24 protein-coding genes and 1 tRNA gene are annotated in these 25,412 nt (G+C 38.7%); 16 read left to right on the top strand and 9 right to left on the bottom strand.

The features are described from left to right. Window positions 1-8: 8 nt before the first annotated feature. From BM176_RS06525 to BM176_RS06500, 6 genes are all read left to right on the top strand, one after another. Window positions 9-365 carry a hypothetical protein gene (locus BM176_RS06525; protein ID WP_090100754.1) on the top strand — a complete coding sequence of 119 codons (357 nt, stop codon included), beginning with the start codon at window positions 9-11 and terminating at the stop codon, window positions 363-365. Between the two features lie 10 nt (window positions 366-375). Beyond that, window positions 376-1,065 (top strand): hypothetical protein, encoded by a 690-nt coding sequence (locus tag BM176_RS06520; RefSeq protein ID WP_090100752.1) that lies wholly within the window; start codon window positions 376-378, stop codon window positions 1,063-1,065. Continuing rightward, window positions 1,066-3,156 carry a TOMM precursor leader peptide-binding protein gene (locus tag BM176_RS06515; protein ID WP_090100750.1) on the top strand — a complete coding sequence of 697 codons (2,091 nt, stop codon included), beginning with the start codon at window positions 1,066-1,068 and terminating at the stop codon, window positions 3,154-3,156. It begins immediately after the preceding gene. A gap of 206 nt (window positions 3,157-3,362) precedes the next feature. Beyond that, complete coding sequence (locus tag BM176_RS06510; RefSeq protein ID WP_090100749.1) at window positions 3,363-4,040, top strand: hypothetical protein; 678 nt, start codon at window positions 3,363-3,365, stop codon at window positions 4,038-4,040. Window positions 4,041-4,098: 58 nt separating this feature from the next. Then, the gene (locus BM176_RS06505; RefSeq protein ID WP_143097735.1) at window positions 4,099-5,106 is read left to right on the top strand and encodes a hypothetical protein; all 1,008 of its coding nucleotides are present in this window, start codon (window positions 4,099-4,101) and stop codon (window positions 5,104-5,106) included. Between the two features lie 30 nt (window positions 5,107-5,136). Then, a complete protein-coding gene (locus tag BM176_RS06500; protein WP_090100745.1) occupies window positions 5,137-5,679 on the top strand; it encodes a hypothetical protein in 543 nt (180 codons plus the stop codon). 79 nt (window positions 5,680-5,758) lie between these two features. On the opposite strand, the gene BM176_RS06495 is transcribed toward BM176_RS06500, so the two are convergent. After that, window positions 5,759-6,232 carry a hypothetical protein gene (locus BM176_RS06495; protein WP_143097734.1) on the bottom strand — a complete coding sequence of 158 codons (474 nt, stop codon included), beginning with the start codon at window positions 6,230-6,232 and terminating at the stop codon, window positions 5,759-5,761. Window positions 6,233-6,255: 23 nt separating this feature from the next. Beyond that, window positions 6,256-7,644, bottom strand: coding sequence for a glycine-rich domain-containing protein (locus tag BM176_RS06490; protein ID WP_090100741.1), 1,389 nt, complete (start codon window positions 7,642-7,644; stop codon window positions 6,256-6,258). Between the two features lie 94 nt (window positions 7,645-7,738). On the opposite strand from BM176_RS06490, the gene BM176_RS06485 reads away from it, so the two are divergent. The 6 genes from BM176_RS06485 to BM176_RS06450 all read left to right on the top strand — a co-directional run bounded on the left by BM176_RS06485 (window position 7,739) and on the right by BM176_RS06450 (window position 14,237). After that, complete coding sequence (locus BM176_RS06485; RefSeq protein WP_090100739.1) at window positions 7,739-8,641, top strand: hypothetical protein; 903 nt, start codon at window positions 7,739-7,741, stop codon at window positions 8,639-8,641. A gap of 97 nt (window positions 8,642-8,738) precedes the next feature. Then, window positions 8,739-10,313, top strand: a complete 1,575-nt coding sequence (locus BM176_RS06480) for a GH39 family glycosyl hydrolase (RefSeq protein ID WP_090100738.1) — start codon at window positions 8,739-8,741, stop codon at window positions 10,311-10,313. Between the two features lie 306 nt (window positions 10,314-10,619). Next, the gene (locus tag BM176_RS06475; RefSeq protein WP_090100736.1) at window positions 10,620-11,414 is read left to right on the top strand and encodes a hypothetical protein; all 795 of its coding nucleotides are present in this window, start codon (window positions 10,620-10,622) and stop codon (window positions 11,412-11,414) included. Between the two features lie 392 nt (window positions 11,415-11,806). Continuing rightward, window positions 11,807-12,724: a restriction endonuclease gene (locus BM176_RS06465; protein WP_090100732.1), complete on the top strand. Its 918-nt coding sequence runs from the start codon at window positions 11,807-11,809 to the stop codon at window positions 12,722-12,724. Window positions 12,725-12,789: 65 nt separating this feature from the next. Then, window positions 12,790-13,248, top strand: coding sequence for a hypothetical protein (locus BM176_RS06460; RefSeq protein WP_090100731.1), 459 nt, complete (start codon window positions 12,790-12,792; stop codon window positions 13,246-13,248). Between the two features lie 524 nt (window positions 13,249-13,772). Beyond that, window positions 13,773-14,237 (top strand): hypothetical protein, encoded by a 465-nt coding sequence (locus BM176_RS06450; protein ID WP_090100727.1) that lies wholly within the window; start codon window positions 13,773-13,775, stop codon window positions 14,235-14,237. A 484-nt stretch (window positions 14,238-14,721) separates the two neighbouring features. Here BM176_RS06450 and BM176_RS06445 read toward each other — a convergent pair whose 3' ends face one another. After that, window positions 14,722-16,353 (bottom strand): Kelch repeat-containing protein, encoded by a 1,632-nt coding sequence (locus BM176_RS06445; protein WP_090100725.1) that lies wholly within the window; start codon window positions 16,351-16,353, stop codon window positions 14,722-14,724. A gap of 155 nt (window positions 16,354-16,508) precedes the next feature. Here BM176_RS06445 and BM176_RS06440 point away from each other — a divergent pair, with 155 nt between their 5' ends. Continuing rightward, window positions 16,509-17,168 (top strand): hypothetical protein, encoded by a 660-nt coding sequence (locus BM176_RS06440; RefSeq protein WP_090100724.1) that lies wholly within the window; start codon window positions 16,509-16,511, stop codon window positions 17,166-17,168. Window positions 17,169-18,065: 897 nt separating this feature from the next. On the opposite strand, the gene BM176_RS06430 is transcribed toward BM176_RS06440, so the two are convergent. From BM176_RS06430 to BM176_RS06420, 3 genes are all read right to left on the bottom strand, one after another. Continuing rightward, complete coding sequence (locus BM176_RS06430) at window positions 18,066-18,968, bottom strand: helix-turn-helix domain-containing protein (protein WP_090100719.1); 903 nt, start codon at window positions 18,966-18,968, stop codon at window positions 18,066-18,068. A 22-nt stretch (window positions 18,969-18,990) separates the two neighbouring features. Further along, a complete protein-coding gene (locus BM176_RS06425; protein WP_090100717.1) occupies window positions 18,991-19,806 on the bottom strand; it encodes an SDR family oxidoreductase in 816 nt (271 codons plus the stop codon). Between the two features lie 157 nt (window positions 19,807-19,963). Next, window positions 19,964-20,386 (bottom strand): hypothetical protein, encoded by a 423-nt coding sequence (locus BM176_RS06420; RefSeq protein ID WP_090100716.1) that lies wholly within the window; start codon window positions 20,384-20,386, stop codon window positions 19,964-19,966. 520 nt (window positions 20,387-20,906) lie between these two features. On the opposite strand from BM176_RS06420, the gene BM176_RS06415 reads away from it, so the two are divergent. Further along, window positions 20,907-22,013 (top strand): PDDEXK nuclease domain-containing protein, encoded by a 1,107-nt coding sequence (locus BM176_RS06415; RefSeq protein WP_218162154.1) that lies wholly within the window; start codon window positions 20,907-20,909, stop codon window positions 22,011-22,013. A 9-nt stretch (window positions 22,014-22,022) separates the two neighbouring features. Further along, window positions 22,023-22,295, top strand: coding sequence for a hypothetical protein (locus BM176_RS06410; protein ID WP_090100714.1), 273 nt, complete (start codon window positions 22,023-22,025; stop codon window positions 22,293-22,295). Between the two features lie 53 nt (window positions 22,296-22,348). Here BM176_RS06410 and BM176_RS06405 read toward each other — a convergent pair. The 3 genes from BM176_RS06405 to BM176_RS06395 form a co-directional block, all read right to left on the bottom strand. Continuing rightward, window positions 22,349-22,433 (bottom strand) — tRNA-Ser (locus tag BM176_RS06405). A 57-nt stretch (window positions 22,434-22,490) separates the two neighbouring features. Beyond that, a complete protein-coding gene (locus BM176_RS06400) occupies window positions 22,491-23,528 on the bottom strand; it encodes an asparaginase (RefSeq protein ID WP_090100712.1) in 1,038 nt (345 codons plus the stop codon). 42 nt (window positions 23,529-23,570) lie between these two features. After that, window positions 23,571-24,341 (bottom strand): TatD family hydrolase, encoded by a 771-nt coding sequence (locus BM176_RS06395; RefSeq protein ID WP_090100710.1) that lies wholly within the window; start codon window positions 24,339-24,341, stop codon window positions 23,571-23,573. A 124-nt stretch (window positions 24,342-24,465) separates the two neighbouring features. Between BM176_RS06395 and BM176_RS06390 the strand changes: the two genes are divergently transcribed. Next, on the top strand, window positions 24,466-25,356 hold the full coding sequence (locus BM176_RS06390; RefSeq protein ID WP_090100708.1) for a hypothetical protein: 891 nt from the start codon (window positions 24,466-24,468) through the stop codon (window positions 25,354-25,356). The last annotated feature ends 56 nt before the right edge of the window (window positions 25,357-25,412 follow it).

Below are 25,412 nucleotides of genomic sequence, written 5' to 3'. Positions count from 1 at the left end.
TACTTAAAATGAACACAACTTTTATCTCAAACCAATGGCTGATGGCATATTATCACGTATTGGCCGAAGCCTGGAAACACCCGGAATTTAAGAAAAAACTAATAGCAGCACCCGCAAAAACATTAAAGGATCATTGTGGCTTTGTTGCACCAGAACATATAGTAATTCATTTTGAGGAAGTAAATGACAGGGACTTTTCTTCATTCCCGGAATTCTCCATTACTATTTTTGATACGCCACCTTCAGAAAGAACTGTGTTGAAAGTACCACTTGTTCCGGCGCCCGGGAATTTTACAAATGAACTTGCTTATCTTAATTCTTTTTCAGTAAATCATAAAGCAACATGTTGCTGTATGTGTTGTTAATTCTATTATTATGCTCTCCAGGTTAATTCAAAGAACAACTGATAATTCCCCGCAGGATCAGTTTGTTAAGCTTTACTATGATGCCATGCATACAGACTTGTTTGGCTGGCTATATACCTTTGCAAATCCGCAGAATCCTGAATTAACAATTGAAATCTGGGCATTGGTGAATCCAGATGATATTGACCTGTCAGGCATCTGTTTATACCCGGTGGTGCTAATAGGTGAAGGCCTGATTCCCGGTGATTTCGAATCCTGGCGACGGTTCTTTTCTTCAGGCCCTGGGTTTGGCGCTTTTATTTTCAGCATTTCATACATGATCTCATCTTCGTTTAATGATCCTGAATTTGAAGGATATGCCGTTAGTGGAATCTATAATCAGGAAGTAGACGGACAAAGCCAGGAGTTGGTTTCAGTAAGCGCTCAGACAGAGCCGGAGATACTTGATGCGCAGACAACTACGTTTGATCAGATAATGCAGATGTCGACACTGGAGGCAACGAAGCCTGCTTTTTTATATACAGAGAAATTACTGCTGATGCCAACTTTGACTCCGCAGGAGTTTATCCAGGATAAAGGTATTCCGGGAATGGAACTTACGGAAGTCGCAGTAATAATGTATGAAAAAATGCTTACCAAAGTCTGTGATATAACTGAATTATTACCGGAAGATTTCTTTCTATTTATAAATTCCAGATAAATGGATAAAAACAGGCAGGGGGTTGGCATGGATGATATTTATATGCTTTCACCAGACCTGAGTTATGCCGGTATTGGTAATACGTGGGGATTTATAATAGGATGTCGCGGTATATACCGGGTAGAGGGCATATTATACATCAGGATATTACAATTGCTGAGCACAGGGTCATTTTCAGTAGGCGGGTTAATTGATTTTTTTAAAAAGGAATTTGTACTTCCACATGTATTGCATGCTGTTGCCACACTTTCCAGCCAGGGATATATTATCCGGGACGCTGATTTTATTCAGGAGAAATATTTGCTGAGAGAGCAGATTCCTTTACCTGTGTTGCCGGAAAGGTATTCCGTATCATGTCATGGTGATCTGGATGATGTTCATGCAGAAAGTGCATATCAGGAAGCGTTGTCCCGGAATGAAATATGGCTGCCGGTAATTTATGGCGCAGGGTACACTTTTGCAGGGCCATTTTTTTCCCGTGCATCGGGTTTGTGTCTGGAATGTTTGAGATGGCGGGTGAAACAGAATTCAAGTGTATTAAACTGGATTGCAGAATACACAAACAATGCTGTTCCAATACCTCTGTATGTCCCGGTATCCCTGGTAAATATGCTGAATGCAGGCATTGTGGAATTAGCCGGGAAATGGGTTCCTGATGGCCCTTTCGGAGATAAAATGATTACTCTTGATACAACGGGTAACCCGGTTTTCCATTTGTTGACACGGCGTCCTGAATGCAAGGTTTGCGGCGACCCGTTGTTGGTAACCCGGCAGATGAATCAGTCATTCTTTATTTGTAATACAGGAACTGGCCATGCGGATGCACCAGGTTATCGAACAGTAACTCCGGCAGATACGTGGGAAAAGATGAAGCATCATATTAATCCTGTTGCAGGTATTTTATCAGAGCTGCGTACTATCACCGCAGAAGATGAAATATCCATGTATGTATATGGAGCAGTATTTCCGGATACCCCTGTAAATGATAAACCGGAAGCACATGAGTTTTACAAAAATGCATTTGGAAAAGGAAGTTCTGCACTTGCATCAAAGGTGAGTGCTTTGTGTGAGTCTATTGAGAGAAGGAGTGCAAGATACCGGGGAGACGAACCAATTTTCAGTTCATCGTTGGAAGAGTTGCGCCCATATGCGGTAGCTCCTTATGAAATTCAGCATTTTCATGTTGCACAATTATTACAACCCGAAGCTACGCATGCCCTGGGTCCCGTACCAGTAAAACTAACCGATGGGCAGCTCATTAACTGGTTGCCTGCCTGGTCGCTGAGAGATCAGGAAAGGCGGTATATACCAGCAGAAGCGGTTCTTTATGGGCTTCCCGGACCGGAGAACAACCGCGTTGCCATATTTGAATCCAATGGTCTTTCAGCGGGGAATACCAGGGAAGAGGCGATTCTGCAGGGATTACTGGAACTGATAGAACGGGATGCAACAGCTATATGGTGGTTTAATGGTTTGCGGCGACCAGCATTCAATACCGATATTATGGAGGACGACAGTTGGTTTCATTCTGCATTACAGCAGCTGACTGTTGCCGGATGGTCCGTACATTTCCTGGATTTAACGATTGATACTGTTACACCGGTAGTAGCGGCTGTAGGCTGTTTCAGTGGTGGTTTCCTTGCAGGGTATGGTTGTCATTTTGATCCGCACACGGCTATCATCAGATCCCTCACGGAACTAATCCAAATACGTGCATTGATGAAACCTATAGTACCTCCTGCCGGTTTGGATACAGATTTTTTGTATCCATCAGCAAATGCACGGGTGATAGTATCGGAGCAATATGATTTCATAAAACCACCTGTGGTTTCTGAAATGTGTACCACTGGAATAACAAGGCTTTCCAGGTTGGGGATAGATACGATTATTGTTGATTGTACCCGGCCTGATATAGGGCTGCCCGTTATTAAAGTTTTTGCTCCTGGTCTCAGGGCATTCCGTCCCAGATTTGCCTCCGGGAGGTTATATGAAATACCTGTAACATTAGGTATTGCTGATAAAATTCTTACCTATTCTGAAATGAATCCTTTATGGATGACACCTCAGGCTTATCATCCGGATAAAACTTAATACTATACTTCCGAACATTTCATAAGAACACCGTATGCTTCACTGCATGCGGTGTTTTTGTTTAGTGAAATATGGTGAAATAGGCATTTTAAGCGTGGGTATCTACTTTTGAATTGTAAGTCGGCGGAGCTCCTAAACTGACATAAAATGAAAGGCGGATACCGAAAAGCCTGAATAGAGTAGGTATAATTTCAAATCCTTATAAAATGAGTACTTATATTTTAAATACAGCATTTACAGACAAGCAACTTGATATGCTGTATATTACTGGTACCAATGTTATTATTGCCAAACCTACTGGCGGAGGTACACCAAATGTGGCCTGGCAGGTATTTAAACCTATGCAGTCAAACCAGCTGTCATGGGGAGAAGAATATGGAATTTATGCTTCTACATCGGGTGTTACAAATGGGGCCATATTGTCTCAGTTATCCAGTGTTCCTGTAGGAGCTGCCACGAATAAATTATATACACTGGAGCCTTCATCTAAAATTTCAGGACCAGCCAGCGGTGGTAGTGCAGGATCATACACCTTATTGAATAAGTATGCTGAAAAGGATTATATGACAGTTGGCCTGTACCAGAATGCGAATGTAAACGGAACCGATATTATTGGTAACGCGCTTTCTGCAGCTCCGGTTTTATTATCCAGCACTGCATCAATGACTCCCTATACCACTGTTTATATCTGGCTTCAATCTCAGGTTATCAGTAATACAGTAGTAACTACAGTTACATCCCCAATGACTATATTAAAATTTGGAGGTGAGGTTACTGAAATCTCAGTAGCTTATGATAGTGCATCTGGAAAATTCCTCCCTGTTCCTTCTGTAACACAAAGAAGTATTGCCACTGATTTCCATTATCTGGAAGCCTCTTTATAATCAAACTGAATTCAAATCACCAGGGGGGATAAAAGCCCCCTGGTTAAACACAAAGAAGATGGAAACCTTAACAGAAAGGTTGCTATTTGCAATGCAGCAGCAGAATCTTGTGTATAACAGTGATTTCAGGTACTACAGCAATAAGGTTATTAATGGGAATAACATTGATTATAAAACACCAGATGGATGGCTGTACGATGATCCCGGCAGAAACGGTAAGATAGGCTTTGATCCGGCTACCAACAGGTGTATCATCTTCAAAAGCGAAGATAATAGTCTGATGCGTTTCAGTCAGGCACTCCATGAGTTTCCAAGATGGCAGCAAATGTTGTGCGGACAGAAAATTACGGCCAGGGTTACACTAAGTATCTCCACTGTGAGTGATGTAAGTGTAATACTCTCTGATGGGATTGATGCCAATACAGTTACAAAGAAAGGGATTGGAGATTTTGAAATTGAAGTTCAGTTGTTCGTAAACCCAAAAGCCACTTCCGTTTTATTATCTGTAGAAAGTAAAGCTCCATTTGTTACGATAGCAATTTCAAATGTATGTGCTAATACAGGCAACATTGCCCTTAAAACACTTCCCTGTATTATCCAGGGAATTATAGGCGAAAGGAGGCAATATATTTCTACTGATAATCCACCCGCTGAAGAATTATCTCTTTGTAACCCGTCTGTAGAACTTGGTCCTGATTATACACGATTGAGCAGTGTGATCAATGGCAGATTTGGAACAGGAGTCAACAAGAGGTCCATGCTTCCCGATATGAGGGGCTATTTCAGCAGAGCATGGGATCATGGTGCCAGTACTGATCCGGATGCTGCACAGAGAACTGCACTGGGAGGCAGCGTGAAAGGTGACAATGTAGGGACTGTGGAAAATGATGAATTTCTTAAACACGAACATCAGTTAAGTTTTTCTACAGACAAGCCCATACTGGGAGGAAAAGAAACTGCTGCTACTATCATTAATACAGCCAGTACCTCCAATACAAAACCTGTTGGGGGGAAAGAAACCAGGCCCAAAAATCTGGCTGAGTTATATACTATTAAATGGTCCTGAATTTATTAACAACTTTAAAACTTAATAATTATGCCACTTTTCAATTTAAGATGGGTGAACAGATCGCATTCTGTTCAGGATTGGATGATCAATAATGGTGATTCATTTACATTACAACCCGATCACGAACGTAGCGTAAACATCAGCATTAATAATGACTATACATACAGGATAGTTGTTAGCACACAGGGTGGTTATGCGCATGCAGACCTGACCTACACCGCTAATACAAATACCTGGGCGCTTGCAAGTGTAACGCCTAATGAATGGGGTTTGGCCCAGGGTAATGGCATTGTAACAGTAAGATGTTTGCTGGAAGATGTTATTGAAGTGGATGTTCCTATGTATACAGCACAGGTTCCTGTATTCAGTGCAGTGGAAGGAAAGGTAAGTTATCCAGCTTATCAATTATATGAGGATAATACCGAGACTACCTACTGCAGCCCTAAAAAGGTATCGAATCACGATGTAGGTAAGGAGTGGGTTAGAGCTTGTATAGCTGCTCATCCTGGTACCAGTTGTTATGGGAAGCCGTGGATAAGTGAAGATCAGAGTGGTACAATTTGGCCGTAATATTTTTTATTGATCAGTAGTTTATCATTTAATTAAACCAATATGGTTTAATTAAATGATAAACTTTTTTAGCCTCATATTAAATGCAGGATAAGATTATTTTCAATATTTCAGCTCTATAAGCAGTATTGTCATTACAAATATTTGTTTCGCTGATATCGAAATACTTATATCCACCTGTTTTGTATTCCAGCAGTAATGTATCTGATACGCTTTCTACATCATCATAATGATATGCTGCGTTTTTAATATCTACCCAAAGTATTTCTTTTTCTCCTGCAAACTTAATGCCCCGGGGAGATAAGATGGCAGCATGGTTAAACATAGGAAGCAGTTTTTTAAAGAAATTAAGGGTAAAAATTCCAACGGGTAAAAGACACCAGAAAAGAATGATGAGCAGAATTATTGTCGTAGTCTGGGGAGTGGGCGGATAATCTGCTAAGGTCACGATCATCATAAAACCACTACCTCCGAAAACAATAATCATCAGGATATAAAAAAGGAAATTTTTCAGAAAGCCTTCAAATGTGAAGTTTATATATCTATTTTCCATCTGGCTGTTTATAAGATGATTTGTTAGCAACCGCAGCCACAGCTTGGACGGGTGGCTCCACAATTGCCTCCGTCGTTGAAAAAATTGGCTGTCTTTTTGAAGAGAGGAATATCAAAAACACCATTGAAACGATTAAGTATGATCGCCTGCTGGTGTATGGTCCTGATGTTGTTAAGAGCACGCATTTGTTTTTTAAGCGCTCTTCCCATAATCGTATGATCGCTGTCCGGAGTCTGCCAGGAAACGATTGAAATGAACCACATGAAGAAAAAGATACCATATAAAAAACCGGTAAACAAATTAACTTCTTCAGCAGGAAAGCAACAGATGATCATTGCCGATAGTGCCAGCCAAACAGGATAAAGTATGGCATCTTTTTCCGGAGCTGCTGTTTGTACAGTAGCAATGGGATGCAGGTATTCACTTAGTGCGGATGCCAACTGAGGAAGGCTGAATTTTGATTTATTGTACAGGTGATCCATTGATTGAAACAATACCTCAGGTTGAATGAAATTTTGATCTTCGAAAGCACTTGTTTGATCTACTATAAGTGAAAAGTATTTTTTTGCAAACTCTTTTTTCGTATCGCGTATCTTAATCCAGTTATTTTCCACAAGGTCATTTACCAATAATAAAAACGCATTGTTATAGCCACCTGATAAATAAGCAAGTTGATAGCGATTGTAAAGTGGCAAATTTCTGATGACGGGCTTTAGATGCCGTTTCTCACTCATTGCAACAAGCCGCCTGATGATAAAGAGCAATGGAGTAAAGAGAACAAAGTATTGGAATACGGAAAGATTGAGAAGTGGCAATTCACCAAATAATAACCAGGTGAGAATAAATGGGATCACTATAGTCAGATAATAAACTGCTGGAGCTATTTTGATGGCGGAAGCCTTGAGTGGTGGTTGTGTGGCAGAAATTTTATCAGAGTACAAAAAAGGCGTTAATTCCGGAGGAATGCGCCAGAATTCTGCAGGTGGGTTTTGCTTAAACACCTTTATGTATAAGATCAGGGTTTCCAGGTACCAGTCATGATGTTTTTTATAATCTATAATGCCACCTACGTTGGGAAAGTGATGAAGCTCACGTTGCAGAATATTAGGGCAGAAATTTTTCCAATATTCGGTAGTATACAATAAATGCATATGCCATACCTTATCTACCACAATAGATGGTGATGCTCCATTTTCAGCTATGCAACAGAGGTAAACAAACCGTTTATATTCCTGAATGGCATCCCTGGTAAAATTATCAGTCCAATTCTCCGTTTGTGCCATTTTTTTAGAAAACGGAATGACTGCATTGGCATCGTCAATAGCATAATTTTCAATCCGTATCCAAAGCGCATTTTGCCGGTAATTTATATGTTCGTTAGTTAACAGAATATTTGAATGTGGAGGTTTCATTGCTTTTTTTTCAATAGTAAACTTCTGAAAAGAGTAAGATATAAAAGTCTTATATTAGTATTATTCAATACTATTTACGTCTTATATTCGTCTTATGAAAAAAGAAGATTTATTGCATCTCGAAAAACTGATGAATTTTCTGGCTGCTCATTTTGTGAGGAAGAATGCCTGGAAAGATGTCTCAAAATCGGAGTGGATGTATATTGCTGAGGAGCTAAACAGACTGTTGGAGGAAGAGAACAAGAGGAATAGAATAAGGAAGGATGCAGATTTATTGGGTACAAACTATCTTTACGAGCATCTCATTGTAAATAAATTAAAAGCATACGAAGGGAAGAAAAACATGGATGGGGCCAGTAAACCTAACCTTAGTAAATTAAGCCGGATTGTTCAGGTATTAGGGTATAATAACTACTTCGATTTTATTAATTCGCATGAAGAGGCTTTCAGTTTTAATGATTTAAAAATCGAAATCCCGAAGGTAGCGGTGAATACTAAACTATTAGATGAATTAATTGGATTTTGGTATTCCTTTAACCGCAATCTGCCCGATAACCCGGACAAGATTAATGAAGAAAGAATCTGGCGCTCATCAGTAGAAATATACAAATCAGAAACTTCAGGCGAATACCTGATAGAGAGAAGTGGAGGAGACAATCATAAGTATTATGGTAAAGTAACAGCTTATGCAGATTATGTTTTCATTATTATGAATAGCAATACCTTTATCCGGCAACGGCATTTTATTTCACGTCTGAAAGATATTAATGAAAAACTAAAACAACCGGATTATAAATTGAGTGAGATGCATTTTATTAGCACCTGTATCAGTTTTAACCAGGAACCTATTGCCCTGTTTGAAATTTTCCAAAAAGTAAACAATACAAAAAACTTTGTTACTGATTCTGTAAGTTTTCTCATGGAAAGCAAGGAGCTTCCGGCAGGTGTGGTGGCCCATTTGAAAAATACAGAAGGGAATAGAATTAATTACAGGTGATTTTAGAACGATGGGCATCAAAAATTCCCGTTAAAGCACTACATGACTTATATATATTTGTAATTGGCTACTCATCTATTATCATTATTGGTGAATTATGAAAAGGATTTTATTAATCTCTACGCTTTCGCTAGGTGTTTTGGCAGGAAAGTCGCAATCTATACAAGGATTAGTTCGCAGTATTGTAGTGGACGCCGGTAAAGTACAAGGCCCTTTGAATAGGGATTTTAACCTGTGCGTAGGAGCCGGGAGAGCGAACGAAGGGCTTCGGGCCGATTGGCAACGTCAGCTTCGCTACGTTAAAGATCAATTGGGTTTCAGATACATCAGAATGCACGGTCTTTTATGCGATGATATGGGCGTATACAGTGAAGACAAAAACGGTCATCCTGTTTATAACTGGCAATATATTGATGAGCTGTATGATTTTCTGGAACAAGTTCAGATTAAACCGTTTGTTGAACTGGGATTTATGCCGCAAGCTTTAGCCAGCGGAAACAAAACCATCTTCTGGTGGAAGGGTAATGTTACGCCACCTAAAGATTACAATAAATGGGGCGATCTGATACAGTCGTTGGTAAAGCATTGGGTGGAACGCTATGGAAAGGAAGAAGTAAAGAAATGGTATTTTGAAGTGTGGAACGAACCCAATTTAAAAGATGGGTTCTGGACGGGCGATCAGGCCGAATACTTTAAGCTATACAATGTAACTGCCAATGCGATAAAATCTGTTTCATCCGCCTTTAAAGTAGGCGGGCCAGCTACCGCAGGTAATGCATGGATACCGGAGTTCATTTCATACTGCGTACAGAATAATGTTCCGGCGGATTTTGTAAGTACGCACACTTATGGTGTTGACCAAGGTTATCTTGATGAAACAGGCAGTACAGGAACGATTTTAAGTAAAAACGAACGCTCTGTATATGGAGATATAATAAACTCAAGGAAGCAGATTGAGCAGTCGGCTTTACCTCACCTGGAACTTCATTATACAGAATGGAGTTCTTCCTATACGCCCGCCGACCCAGTGCATGACAGCTACCATGAGGCTGCTTATATTCTGGAAAAGATCAAGAAGGCAGGTACGGCGGCTAATTCTATGTCATATTGGACATTTACCGACATATTTGAAGAAGCGGGACCGAGAACAACACCTTTTCACGGAGGTTTTGGATTGATGAATTACCAGGACATCAATAAACCAGCTTTTTACGCTTATAAATACCTGAATATGCTGGGCAGGCAAGAATTACAAAATACTGATCCCGCCTCGTGGGCTTGTAAGGATGAAAAAGGAAATGTGCAATTATTATTATGGGACTTCACCTACACGCTTCCAGATAACAAGGTAAACAACCAGGTATATTATAAAAGAGATCTGCCATCAAAAGACAAAGGAAGCGTAATATTAAACTTTAAAAATCTGGCAGCCGGTAAGTACAACCTCCTTGTTTATAAAACAGGTTATCGCACAAATGATTCTTACACTACCTACCTAGATCTTGGCGCACCCAGTCAACTGACGAAGCAACAGGTAGCCTTAATTAAGGAGAAAAATAATGATACGCCTGTAGTCAGTAAAAGCGTCACCATTGGTTCAAACCGTAGTTATGATCTGAACCTGGACATTAGGGAGAATGATGTGTTGCTGATTACTTTAAACAAACTGTGAAACTTAAAAAGAGAAAACTGTGATTACTAAGATTTAGCGTTGTGAGTTAGGATGAATACAAAATAAAATAACCTCTCAAACAAAACATCGCCAAACATGTCTCTCTTTCGGGGAAAGAAACGGAAGTTTTTTAATTACGCATCAGTCATGTAAATTCGGTTCTCATTAGGTTGTAGCTCGTGATATTGGAACTTAAAAAATCACACTCATAATATATGAAAGCCGAAATCCGTAAATAGAGAGGTAAAATATGTAAAGTTGTAAAAATGATTATTTATTATTTTGCAATTAGCAATTATCTGCAATATGAAAACCCTTGTTAGCCTAATTTTATCTCTTTTTATATTCCCCAGTATTCAAAAGTCCAAATTAGGCTTTGGTGAAGGAGTTATTACCATCGCTCAATATACGTTTCCAGATGTTAGGTTGATACCGACAGATCTTTCTTCGCTTAAAGCTTCGCAATCTTCTTATTTTTTTACTTACTATATTAAAGGATGTAAAATTTTAAGGAAAGATTTACCATCCGATACGGCGGAAGCAGTAAGAGAGAATGCCATTTCAAAAGGAACTGTTTTAACTAATACGCTTCAGTTAAACATGGTACACCCCAATTATCTTATTGATTGGGAGAAACGGCTAACTTATACATTTTTTAAAAATAACGGTATTAGACAGATCTCTGAAAAACTATTAAGAGATGAAAATACGGAATATTTTTACCGCTTAATTGATAGTAATAAAACAACAATTATATCTCTTGGAAAATCAAAATCAACTTACATAGTTAATCTTCCATGTATTGAAGGAGTGGCCCTCACAAAGAGTAAAGATACTTTACGTTTTTATTATACGCCCACGTCATTTAAAGTACATTCCCCATTAAACAGTTATTTACCTGCCGAATTTCCGTATGAGGTACTGTGTATTAAAGCATCCGTCAACTGGACGGGCAAGGATGGTAAACCAGGCATAGGCGTAATTCTTTTCCAGGTTTCTGGATATAAAGAAGGTAAGCAACCGGATTCCTTATTTACTCTTCCTGCTAATATGGAAATTAGAAAAAACGTACCCTGGCAAGAAATATATTCTCCCCAATAATAAATTCAAAAAAAACTTATTTATGATCAAGAACCCGAAATCCCTGGTTAACTATTTTCTGTTTTTATTTATTCTTACCGCCTGCAAAAAAGATCAACAGGCAAATCCGACGGAGGCGATCTATAAAAGCAAATTTGAAACGCTGCTTAAGATACAGCCTGGGTCAAACAGTGATAACAAAACCAGTAGGAATAGTAAGATTAAAATAATCCATTTCAGCTTTAAAGAGGCAAACTAATACTGGCACATTGTACGAATTCCGGACTCGATGTTCTGAAATATTTCGAGCTACTACTTTTCTGTTATCTGACAGGAAATAATGATGTTTTATAAATGATATGTTTGTCATGTACAAAAAGTTGATTAATATAGCCCCATTAATCTTTTAACCCATGATCCCGGATTTTCAAACAATCATGTTGCCTTTATTGCAAATATTATCTGATGGTAACGAATATATGCTGCGTGATGTCATTAATAAAATTTGCGACCAGTTCCATTTAACAGAAGAAGAAAAGGTTGAATTATTACCGAGTGGAAATCAGCCTATTATTGATAATAGAGTGGGATGGGCACGGACCTACCTGAAAAAGGCTCAATTGCTTGAGAACCCACGAAGAGGGATTTTAAAAATCAGTCAGTCAGGAAAGGATTTGCTTGAAGGCAAGCCTTCCAGAGTCGATGTGAAATTCCTTAAAACTTTGCCAGGTTTTAAGGAATGGCATGAATCATTTTCCGCAAAAGATGATGGAATAACTCCTGTTATTGAGAAGACGGAAATCGAGACAGGGAAAACTCCTGAAGAGCTTTTGGAATATTCATTTGTATCAATCAAAGAACAGTTGGCGTCGGAATTATTGGAGAAGGTGAAAAGCTGCCCTCCTTCTTTCTTTGAAGTATTGGTAATCGATCTACTCATCAAAATGGGATATGGTGGATCAAAGAAAGAAGCCGGACAGGTAATGGGTAAGTCAGGAGATGGTGGCATTGATGGACTGATTAAGGAAGATAAATTGGGACTTGACACAATATATGTTCAGGCAAAAAGATGGGGAAATACAGTCACGATACATCAGGTAAGGGATTTTGCCGGTTCTCTGCTGGCTAAGAAGGCCAAGAAAGGTATTTTCATTACTACCTCGAATTATCCTCTAAGTGCTAAGGAATTTGTCACTTCAATTGAACCCAAAATTGCTTTAATAGATGGGAAGGAACTCGCAGAGCTTATGATTGAATATAATATTGGGGTGGCTTCCAAAAAAGCCTACGAAGTTAAACGCCTGGATACAGATTATTTTGAGGAAGTATAACTGCTCAACTCTTATAATAAGGAAAGATAGTAGATGATCCAGGTAAGGGTGAATTAGACCCGTCTATGATCCAATATGTAAGAGGTTATACACATCAGAAAGATAAAGGGAATACTATTGATATTTCAAAGAAATTGGTTCAAATGTTCGAAAGTGCGAAGCCAGAGGATAAGGACGCACTTTTATGGTGGGTAGTAAAGACGCTTTTGCATGAAGAAGTACACAGAGGCGATTTACAAAAGAATGGTGAGCCTGAAGGTGAGCCTGGGAATGATTTTGATAATGAGATGTGGTCTCCTACTGTAGACGGTCAGGTAAGTGTTTACTTAGATTGGCCTGGATTTGGAGATGTGGATTTTGAACAGAAAATGATTGACAGAGCGAGAGAAGTAAGGGCTGAAAAAAGTAAAACAGAGGAAGGAAGAAAAATGCTGCCTAGCCTTATAGGAAATGCTGCTGCCCAACAGATAAATGCGGCGTTGGATGCTAATCCTAGTATTGTCCTTATAGTAACAAATTTGTAAAATATGTATATGATAAGTGTATTAAATGACCATAAAAAAAAGTTTTTGCTATTTATATTATGTGTTCTTTCTTACAGCGCATATTGCCAGGACCAAGATTTTTCTAAATGTCATCCCTGTTTAGATAGATGTGAGATCTTAGGTAATTTATTAAAAGATTCTACGATTGAGCGTTGGTATCATCTTAAAAAGTTTCAGGATACTCCAATCGTAATAGTTGATATATCTAAATCCTTTGTTAATTGTAATTTAGGAAATATTAATGGAAGAGTTACCAAAATTGTAACCGATTCTTCACTAATGAAGCAAATTAATAATTCTAACATTATTGTTAATTTCTACCCCAATGGTAAAAGAAAATATAGGGTTGAATTGTTGCGTAAAAAGAACAATAGCTTTTTTTGGATAAACCTAAAGGAAAGAAATGGCAGATTTTTTAGCCTCGACGCGGGGAGCGGAATAGTAGATTAGTTTGCAACTAGAAATTATTTTACTTGTTATCGGAAGCGGATAAAATGCATTAAATGAAAAAGGTATTAAATATTCATAAAAAAGCGTTTGTCCTTATTGTACTATGTATGCTTTCTTACAGCGCATTTTGCCAGCAGGATATTACTAAATGTCATCCCTGTTTTAGTAGATGTGAGATTTTAAATAATTTATTAAAGGACTCTACTGTTCAACGTTTTTTTAATTTTAAATCCTTTCAGTATAAGGATACTCCAATTATAATAATAGATACATCCAGATTCTTTGATAAATGTAGTGTAGAAAATATTAACGGTAGAATGACAAAAATAGTAACTGATTCTTCGATAACGAACCAAATTAATAGTTCCAATATCCTTATTTATTCGCATTTATTGGGGAGAAAGAAGTACGTGATTGAAATATATTCTACCAAGACGCATGGTTATGGTTGGGTATGGATAAAAGAGAGAAATAAGAAGTTTTTTAGTATTAAATGTGCTTTTGGAATATTAGATTAATTCGTAAATAAAAAGGCTGTAAAAATTGTTATGTAAAACTATAAGGTATTAGAGCCGACATCTGTTTTCAAAAATCGTTAAAAATTTATGGCATAACCACGAAAAAAGTTATAACTCCGGTTAGAAATGTAGAAGTTTTTAAAGCTGAAAATGAAGGTTGGGAAGTGTTGGAATTTTCTCCAGAAACTGCGGAGATTATGAAAAAAGCTATGGCAAATGGCGCACAAACTATAGCAGGCGAATTAAAACTAGAAGAACTACTCAGAAGTGTATTGTAAGTTACCTGAGGTTTTTACATTAATTTAATAAGGCCTTCTTAGCAAGAAGAGCCTGTATCATAAATGCGATACAGGCTCTTCTTGTTCGGATACCTGATGGAGGCTTATAGGTTTCGAACCAATTTGCAGATAATTTATCAGAAATTCAGGTATTTTTTAAACATATTCATGCTTAAAAAATAGTCGGATATTTAATGTGACGTCAATTATTCGGGTACATACTCTATTATGGCTCTCGTCAATGTATTGTTTCCATTCCACGTAAGCACATTATATACGATAAACCCGTTGGCTGTTGCAAAAATTGGAGCATTTCTGTTTAATCCAGACACAAACTCTGACGTACTGGCACTTGCCAATTGTGTATAATGCTGGTTCTCATCCATTTTCCAAAACTCAGGCATCACCCCGAATCTACCTCCGGACGGACCAGTGCTCGGCTTATATTGATACCCCCCGAAGAAATACGTGGTATTGTTTTTATTGATAACAGATACTCCTGTTCGCGGTGGTAATGATCTGGTAATGTCAGGTTTTGACCAGGTTTTGTTACTGAAATCGAGCGCAAAACTTTCACCTGATTCATGGCTACTATTATCACCACCGAATAAATATAATTTATTATCGTACGTGTAGGTAGTCATACTTTGTATCTTGTTAATACTTGGTAACTGTGGTAGATTTTCCCAGACGCGCGCAACCGGATCGAAGGTTACCCAATATTTCGTATACCAATACTCGAAGAAGTTCGGTGATCCCCCTAATCGTATACCACCACCCATGTAGATCTTATTATTGTAAACCGCTGTAGACATCCTCAGGCGACCAATTATATTTTCAGCAACAACGTCGTTCATAGTGCCTATGCTTTGCCAGCTGTCAGATACAGGATCGTATTCCCAAACCTTGTCATTAGGTGTAGCCCCGTCTGTTACTCCTCCAAACAAATACCCTTTATTATTAATGGTGACTGCCATAGCACTATGGAGTGTTATCGGAAATGGATTCTTCTTTTTCCATTTGTAAGTGCTGAGGTCAATTTCCCAAACGGCATTAATTGGTTGCGTTTCCGACAGATACTGGTGTCCCCCTATAATATATCCGTTATTGCCAAGTGTAAAATAAGCGGCATTATCAGCGAGATAACCTTCATGCGATGGAATGCGCTTCCAATAACCGGGTAATACAGGAATATCTGGAACAATAGTTTGGCTATATGAGCCCTTTTTGATTGTGATAGATGTGCCTTGCTTATAGTCGATCGGCACAAGGAAAGTAATACTACCAGATGCGTCAACAACAACATTTATACTGTCTACCTTTTTATCACCTACATATACTTCAAAACCTTTTGTCTGATCAGCTGGTATAGGTTCTGTGAAATAGACCTTTAATATCGTATTTCTGGAAATAACCGAATCTTTGAGCGGTGCTATCTGAAAGCTGGGAGGAACTACCTGTTTTGACAGACTGTACCAGGTTCCCTTTTCCGTCGTTATAAACAGTCGGAAAGTATAGTTTTCCCAACGCGACAAATCCTTAATAGTATAATCTATATTAGCAGAGTCGCGGACATTCCCCAGGACGATTTTCCCCAAACTGTTCACTGTAGGGATTGAATCTACGCTATATACGATGCCATAAACAGGATTCTCTAACCAGACCGGTGCAATGATCTTACCTTCGATATGAACGGCATCATTATTCTCAACGTCAGCAGAAATCAATGTAAGCGTTGGGTCTTGTTTAACAGTCGGCGGTTGAGAAGTCTCATCTTTTTTCTTTGTACAGCAAATCAATAAAATAAGAATGCCCGAAATATAGCAATACAATTTCATAGGTAAATCATAAAAGTTGAGTAAATGTAGCTATTATTAATAGTAAGCAATAATATTTACAAGATGTTTAAATCCCACAATACTGAATACATAAGCTGATTAACGCTTCTTTTTTTAACACAGATCGACCATTATATATAGCCTATATTTACGCTATGTTTTCATTATTTAGAAGGGAGATAATTAATATCAATTCAGTTTCAATTTCTGACTTCGGCTGGGCAAAAGCTAAGGACGATAAATCCATCATTCAATGGATAAATCCCGAACAGACTATATCCATAAGCGTCAATTTTTTTGAGAAGCCACCAGATATTCCTACAATAAAGAATATTGAAACACTTAGAAGTTTTTATAGACACTTAATATCCGGCGTAAACGGTGGACTGATTGAAGTAGCATTGTCTGAAAAAGATACAAGACCTTTCATAAAAACAATTTTCAAGCTTCCACAGGAAGGTTCAGGAATGACATATATCGGATCATTAACCTTTCCATTCAAGACTTGTAGTTTTGTCTTTAAAGTGCAGGCCGTAGAAATAGGTATTACGGGAATGAGAGAAGCATTGATTGCAGACAAACTTATTTCGAATAAAATGATCTCTGTTGATGAAAATGGATATTCAAACTGGTCTGCTGATCCTTATGATAATAATTTTAAGGATGGACCTTTAATGAATAAATCTGAACAGTATGTTTATGATATTGAATTTCCGGATCACCCTTTGACACAGGCGAGGCAAATACTCAAACAAATAGAAATGAGCTTACAATGGAAGCCTGTTGTTGAAAAAGTACCAGTATTCGAAGAATAAGTCCCCTATAATCCTTGGATTGATGAGGATTGATCTATGATAAAGAAGAGTGGGATACCCCCCGACGAGTCTAGTGGGACGTCTGTGTTCACCGCGGTCTAGCTTAATACCTTCGGCTATTTCCTGTATCTAAACATGTATCGTTTTCTAAAACGGATTAAACATTCCAATGTTTTGATAAATATAAACAACCGTGAAAACCAACACAATTATAGAACCCAATTTGAACAACCAATTTTTTATAAAAAAAGAAAGAACAATACCAATTAATATCAGCAGGTATCCTATACCAGTATAAAAATCATAAATAAACAAATAACTTTCAGTATTAATCATTCTAGTTGCCTTATACACCTGATACTTATTTAACAAATACAAAAAACTGCTTAAAAGAGAAAGGCTAATGAGTAGAGGCAAAATAGAAATTGCTTTTCTTAACATTTATTTACTTCAATTTTAAATTATAACATCAGGCATCCTTGGAGCAAACTTCGGCACCATTGCCAATTTAATTAGAAACAAATTAATATAATTATAAATTAAGGAGAATTCGAAAATTATTTAGGTCATGGCCCGTCAATTCGGTCCAAGAAAAAGCCTTCAAATCTTTCGACTTGAAGGCTTTTAATCTGCGGGCCACCGGGGGCGAAGTTTGAACCGAATCGTAAATGATTATTATGAAATTCAACTAAGGTTGTTGTTTTTGCTATGTCGTACTGCAAATAATTATTGCATTGCAAAATGATTAATAAATCTGATCATAAAAAATATCCTTCAGGTTGAAATTTTATCAGAGGCGGTAGTTAAACTTGCTGTTATTGTCCGGTTGCGTGCCTGGTACGTTGAAGGAGTATTGCGGGTACAGCACTAAGGTGTAAAAAGAGGACAATGTCCCCTTTAATTCATGTTTCTAAATTCTATAGGTGTTTTGCCTGTCTTCTGTTTAAAGAGTTTATTAAAGTATTGTGGATATTCAAACCCTAACGCATATGCGACTTCTCCCACCGACTTCTCCGTACTTAACAGTATACTTTTCGCTTCTTCTATCAAATAAATGTGTATATGGTCCTGTGTATTTTTACCGGTTTCCTTTTTTAGGAGGTCGCTCAGGTAACTGGGTGATAAACGTACTTGTTCTGCCAGGTATTTTACGGTTGGCAAGCCCTGGTTATCGTTCCTGAAATATTCACTTAATATTTTCTCCACCTGTGCCACCACTGCGTTGTTGGAAGTTTTTCGGGTAATGAATTGCCGCCCATAGAACCGGGTACAATAATTCAGAAGCAGTTCAATATTCGAAACGATGATCGCCTGGCTATGCACGTCTATATTTTCCTGTAATTCTGCCTGTATCTTTAAAACGCAATCGTATAATATCTGCTTTTCCTTTTCCGATAAATGAAGGGATTCTGATACCTCGTAGGAGAAGAAGTTGTAGTCCTTCATTTTATCATTCAGCGAAGTGGCCCGGATGAGATTAGGATGAAAAAATAATCCCCAGCCCAGCATATTTTCCTTCTCTTCGATCTCGCCATCGAGTTCAATGACCTGGTTGGGCGCTATGCAGATCAGGTTACCATCCTGGAAGTCGATGAGTTTACGTCCGTACTTGACATTGTTTTTAGCGTAGTTTTTAAACATGATCGAGTAGAAGTCTGCGGAGACCTTTGTCTCTTCCTCCATATGTTCATCTGCTTTGCTAAAGTCGACAACTGCGATCAGCGGATGCTGAGAGGTTCCTTCCAGTTTTAACAACCTGAATAGATCTGAAATTGTATGTAAATGGATAAATTTACTCATGGCCTTCGTAAATATACCTCTTTTAAAGCCCGAATTGTGCCTTCACTGCTCCGAAGAAAGTTTCGTCATCCAACTGTTTCCGGTTACCGATAAACTGTTTCGCATCTTCTCCTGCCGCATATCTCAGTTTATCTGTACCATCTGTGGCTGCCCCGTATACTACTTCAGCAATTGTATTTGCCTGTGATGCACTTTGATAGAGGGCCGGCAATCCTGCCATTACTTTTGTTGCTAATGACTGGTATTCGGTAAGGCTTTCGTCCATGCTAAAGTCCAGGGAGCGGCTTGCGAAGTCTGTTGCAATAGCCCCAGGTTCGATAATCTTAACCTTCCCATTAAATGCTGCAACCTCATAACTCAGCGATTCAGAAATACCTTCAACAGCGAATTTAGTTCCATGATAGAGTGCGCCTAAAGGAAAGGTCATGTGGCCACCGATCGAAGAAACATTAATAATAATACCATTTTTATTCTGTCGGAAATGCGGCAGCAATGTTCTTGTTACGTCCAGGAGCCCAATTACGTTGGTATTAAACTGCCGTACTATCCTTTCGCGGGGGAAGGATTCCAGTGGGCCATAAGCCCCATAACCCGCATTATTTAACAATACGTCGATTTTTCCGAATTGCTGTATGCCCGCTTTTACTGCATTTTCTATAGAACTCAGATCCAGTACATCCAACCTGGTGACGAGGATGTTGTTTAATGTTGTCAGTTCAGTTTCGTTTTCCGGGTTACGCATAGTAGCCACTACATTCCAGCCTTTTGATTGAAACAGTTTTGCGCTTGCTTTACCTAAACCGCTGCTGGCACCTGTAATTAAGATTGTGTTGTTCATTTTTTTGATGTTTGTTTAATGATGTAAAGGTGCGATCAAAAGGGGGCCTGCTTATAAGACGAATTCTGGATAGTTGTATTCTTTTTACAGATTCAAATAAAAACGGGGAAGAATTATTGCTAATTCCCCCCCGTTGTGGGCTCAAAAAAAAATCAGATTAGCTAACAGAATACTTTTTGAACAGGCTGTTTATATCAACAAGTTCTTCGGACCAGTTTGTGCTGGTTTCAATTGTAGAGCCGTCCTGGTTGAACATAATTCCTGCTTTGTGTTCACCTGTGTTAGGGTCGATCATGAGTATTACGCGGTAGATATACACATTTTGTCCGTTTACCTGGTAGCTGGTAGGCTCCATATTGGACATAAATGCAAGAGTACCTGAGAGTCCTTCGGGGTAGAGGGTAATGTCCAGTTTAGAGTTGTCGATCTGGTCGAGGGAGGCTTGTCCTTCGTTTGTTTCAAAGTTCCATGTGTAGCTGAAGGTGCATGTTGGATCTTTAAGTACCGTGTTACCGGAGATTGTTTTTGTCAGAACGATGTTGAAAGTACCTTTTGAGGGAATGTGGGTGAGGTTTGACATAATGTTAAATTGATTTGGTGAATAAATCTTAAACAAAAAAGAGTGCGTGGAAGTTCATGAGTTAGGAAGATATTTTTCTTCTCACAGGAGTTAATTGGGATATTACTAACCTGGGCGCCATTCTCTTTGCAAAAGATTTAAATGTCTTTAAATCTTTGCAGCGGAAAATTGTTCGGGTAATTATATACAAGGATAATAGTCGTGTAAATGCTATCAAAAAGGAGGGGATTTTAAAGGGATATGCTACTGGATTTGAAGGTATGATTAGTTATATTATGGGATAAGATCATGAAACTGACTACTGAGTGGATGCCTCTTGTACAACCAAGAATCTATCACAGCTATCAATTAGCGAAACCGTAAATAGAGGAACCGTGTGCAGGAAAACTGCTCGCACGGATCTGTGGGGGAGCGGGGAGGCAACGAACCGCTCTACCCGGAACCGATTCCAGGATGATCTAAATGAAATTCAGTCTTTTATAAGAAAGGAAACTTTTTTAAAGAGATTTGTTAATCCCCCATGGATGCAATAATTTTAATTAATACACCAAAATCTTCCAACTTAAATTATTCTGGAATGGGGAGTAAATTGATAAAAGAAGAACAACTGTTATTTGATGAAATAAAACGTCTAATTGAAAGCAGTAGGCAGAAAGTGCTGGTTAAAGTAAACGCGGAACTGGTATTATTATATTGGAGTGTGGGGACAAAATTGAATACCTATGTGTTAGGAAATCAAAGGGCAGATTATGGAAAAGAAGTTGTAAAGAAATTGTCTAACCAGTTGATAGGAGTATTTGGTAAAGGATGGGATGACAAAACTTTACGGCACTGTCTCCGTTGTGCAGAGACATTCTCAGAAGCACAAATTGTCTCCGCAGTGCAGAGACAATTAAGCTGGACACATATAAAATCAATAGTTTATCTCAAAGATGAGCTCCAACGTGAATTTTATTTGACAATGGCGTCAAATGAACGATGGAGCAGCCGTCAATTGCAGGAACGGATAAATTCTATGCTGTACGAGCGTACGGCAATTAGCAAGAAGCCTGAATTGGTCATTCAAAATGATCTGGAACGTTTACGCAGCAATAAAGAAATGACAACAAATCTTACATTTAAAGATCCATATATTTTGAATTTTTTAGGATTACAGGATACTTATAGTGAAAAAGATCTGGAACAAAGCATTATATATCAGTTGCAGTTATTTATTTTAGAGCTAGGTAATGATTTTGCATTTTTAGCCAGGCAAAAGCGAATTTCGATTGATGATACTGATTATTACATTGATCTTTTATTTTATCATCGTAAGTTAAGACGCTTAGTCGCCATCGATTTAAAACTCGGTAAATTTGAGCATAGCCATAAAAGTCAGATGGAATTATATCTTCGCTGGTTGGCTAAATATGAGCAACAACCACATGAATTATCTCCAATTGGGCTGATACTTTGTGCCGATAAGAATGATGAGTTAGTGGAATTATTAGAACTTGATGCAGCGGGTATACATGTTGCCCAGTATCTTCTCGAATTGCCCCCAAAAGAAGTATTGCAACAGAAATTACATTTGGCCATACATTTGGCTAAACAACGAATAGAGATGAAAAATACGGAGATGAATTAATAGCTATTTATGCCGTTTGCAACAAGCTTGGAAAATTTCCCATTTCATAGCAGAGATAAATCGGTATGGTATTATCTTATTGATTGGACAAATCGGACTCAATCTGACTTTTACAATGTTTCCGGGAAAAAAGATTTAGTAAAGGAACTAAAATTTATCATAGATAATCATGATGAAAACAATCATGAATTACTTGGTGTGTGGAATGGGATGTACTCTACTGACATTTTCAAAATTCCAATCCGCGAAGGATATTTTGAATTAAATCAATATTTTAAATAAAGTATTACATCAAAAAGCCTCCAAATCTTTCGACTTGAAGGCTTTCTAGTTTGCGGAAAGGAAGGGATTCGAACCCTTGATACCTTGCGGTATACACGCTTTCCAGGCGAGCCAGATCAACCACTCCTGCACCTTTCCGGTTGAAAATTTTATTACGGGATTGCAAAAGTAACCTTTCCGGTTATATTTCCCAAATTATTCCCAATCGTGACTGAATGGGGTTAATTCTCCTCTCAGAGAAGTTTCAATCATGCTCTTTGTTGCTTCGGGGTTCAGTCCCTGGCCTAAGACGAACATCAGTTTGGTTACTGCTGCTTCAAAGGTCATATCATGACCACTGATCACACCTATCTGTTGAAGGGGTTGACTGGTTTCATATTTACCCAGTTCTACGGAACCACCATCACATTGTGTGATATCCACTACCACTACGCCTTTATCGATCACCTTTTTGAGGCTTTCAGTGAACCAGGGTTGTGTATTTGTATTACCACTACCAAAGGCTTCCAGTACCACTCCCCGTAATCCTGGTACGCTGAGTATTGCTTCTACGGCTTTGCGGGTAATGCCCGGGTACATTTTAAGTACGGTCACATTATCGTCCAGCTGTTTGTGTACTTTCAGTGGTTTGTCCGGTGTGGGAAGTACGAATTGGGTTTTATATTTGATGTCGATGCCTGCTTCTGCCAGTGGAGGGTAGTTCATGGAGTAGAAGGCTTCGAACTTTTCAGCGTTATATTTCTTGGAGCGGTTGCCACGGAAAAGGGCGAAGTCGAAATAGATGCATACTTCCGGAACTACTACCTGACCATTATGCCGGGTAGAAGCTATTTCCATAGCGGTAATGATATTCTCTTTAGCATCAGTACGGATCTTGCCGATGGGTAGCTGAGAACCGGTAAGAATTACTGGTTTTGAAAGATTTTCGAGCATAAAGCTCAGGGCAGATGCGGTGAACGACATGGTATCGGAACCATGTAATATTACGAACCCATCATACCTGTCGTACCGGTCTTCTATAATAGAGGCTAGCTCTACCCATATCTCCGGCTGCATGTCTGAAGAGTCTATAGGAGGATTGAAGGCATATACATAAAAATCAATGCCCATGCGGTATAGCTCCGGCAGATTGTTGCGTATTTCATTGAACCCGATAGGGCGCAAAGCCTTGGTCTTCTCGTCGTAGATCATCCCTACTGTACCCCCGGTGTAGATAATCAGGATTTTACTCATTGCTGCTGTTCCAAATTGCCTGCAAATGTAGCGCCTTAATGGTTAGTTAGTTTTGAATAATTTCTGTGCATTGCTTGTCGTAATCTCAGCTATATCGGCTATTGTTAGATTTTTTACATCTGCAATCTTTTCGCCTATCAGTGGAATGTATGAACTTTCGTTCCGTTTTCCCCGGTATGGCACTGGTGCCAGGTAGGGAGCATCTGTTTCCAGAATGACGTATTTTAAGTTTATATCTTCCAGTATTTTATCGAGTCCAGCTTTTTTAAAGGTGACCACGCCTCCTATTCCCAGATAAAAACCGAGGTCAATCACTTCTTTAGCCTGGTCCAGTGTTCCGGAAAAGCAGTGGAATACGCCACTAAGGCGACCATCCTGTAATGCTTTCACCTCATTAATACACTCCCGGGTACTTTCCCTGGCATGTATCGATACCGGCAAACTGTATTGCCGGGCCAGCTCCAATTGTTCCCGGAAGGCTTTATACTGCTGTTCTGTATAGGTTACATCATGGTAAAAATCAAGCCCTATCTCCCCAATAGCTTTAAATGGACGTTTTTCCAGCCATTCCCGGACAATACTCAATTCCTGCTCCACATTTTCGTTTACATAACAAGGATGTATCCCCATCATAGCATGACAACTACCCGGAAACTGCGCTTCCAGCGCCAGCATTCCATTGATGGTGCTGCTGTCAATATTAGGTAATAATAATTGGTATACGCCTGCCGCTAATGCCCGCTCCACCATTTCTGTCCTGTCTGTCGCAAACTCCTCCCCATACAGGTGTGCATGCGTATCTATCCATTGCATATTTAAATATTAATTTTTTTTATATGATTAGTAAAAATAATTATATTTGTATAATCTTAATATCAATATTGTCAGCCCCGTACAAAAGTACGGCCAAAAACCTCTTTTAAAACTATACTATTTTATGAGAAGCTATTTTTGCTTTAACCGTATCCTTGCAGGTGTAATCGCCCTGTTATTGATTGCTACCATATTTTTTGCGTGTACCAAAAACGGCAGTGATGCTGCTCCTTCAAATGCTAACGATAATTTGTCTATTAGCGCTGCTGGCAATGAAGCTACCGTAAGCAGTGTATATAATGATCTTTTCAGTGTTGTGGCAGAGGTAAGTATAAATATGGGATTAAGTGAAACCGGCCGTATAGCTAAGAATAACCAGTCAGGTAAACTGGGTTATTGCTATACTCCAACAGCAGATGATATGACAATTGACCATTGGCCTAAAGTACTAACCGTAGATTTCGGTACTGGTTGTCCCGATGTTTCCGGTCGCAGCCGTGCAGGGATTCTGAAATTAACTTATACAGGCTATTTCCGTTATCCGGGAGCTACTGTTACTGTAGAACCTATTACCTATACAGTAAACGGTGTTAAATTAACCGGTACAGATCTGATCACCAACCTGAGTACCAATGATGTATATAAATATAGTGCAGAGGTAAAAGGTGGTACTATTCAGATTGATACTATTACTATTAGTTATGGCAGCAAATTTACCATTACACAAACTGCCGGTGCCGGTACTACTGAAGGTGATGATGCGACATCAGACGATGTTTATACCTTTACAGGTTCTGATGCACTCACTTATCCCGATGGTAATATTGCTACCGCTACAATAAGTGATTCTGCTGCGCTTGTAAGAAAGTTTGATTGTCCTTATATCGGCAAGGGTAAAGTGGCATTAACGTTTAAGTCTGTAATAACTACCATTGATTATGGTAATGGTGTGTGTGATGACTCGGTTCTTGTAAGTATTGGTGATAAAGTTAAAAATGTAGCATTACCTAAATAATCAGGTAGTACTTTAAAATAACTACCCAGGTTCAGATCTCCGGAAAGCGCGAATGC

The sequence above is a fragment of the Chitinophaga sp. CF118 genome (genome assembly GCF_900112615.1).
GTDB lineage: Bacteria > Bacteroidota > Bacteroidia > Chitinophagales > Chitinophagaceae > Chitinophaga.
This window is presented reverse-complemented; position numbering and strand designations above follow the sequence as displayed.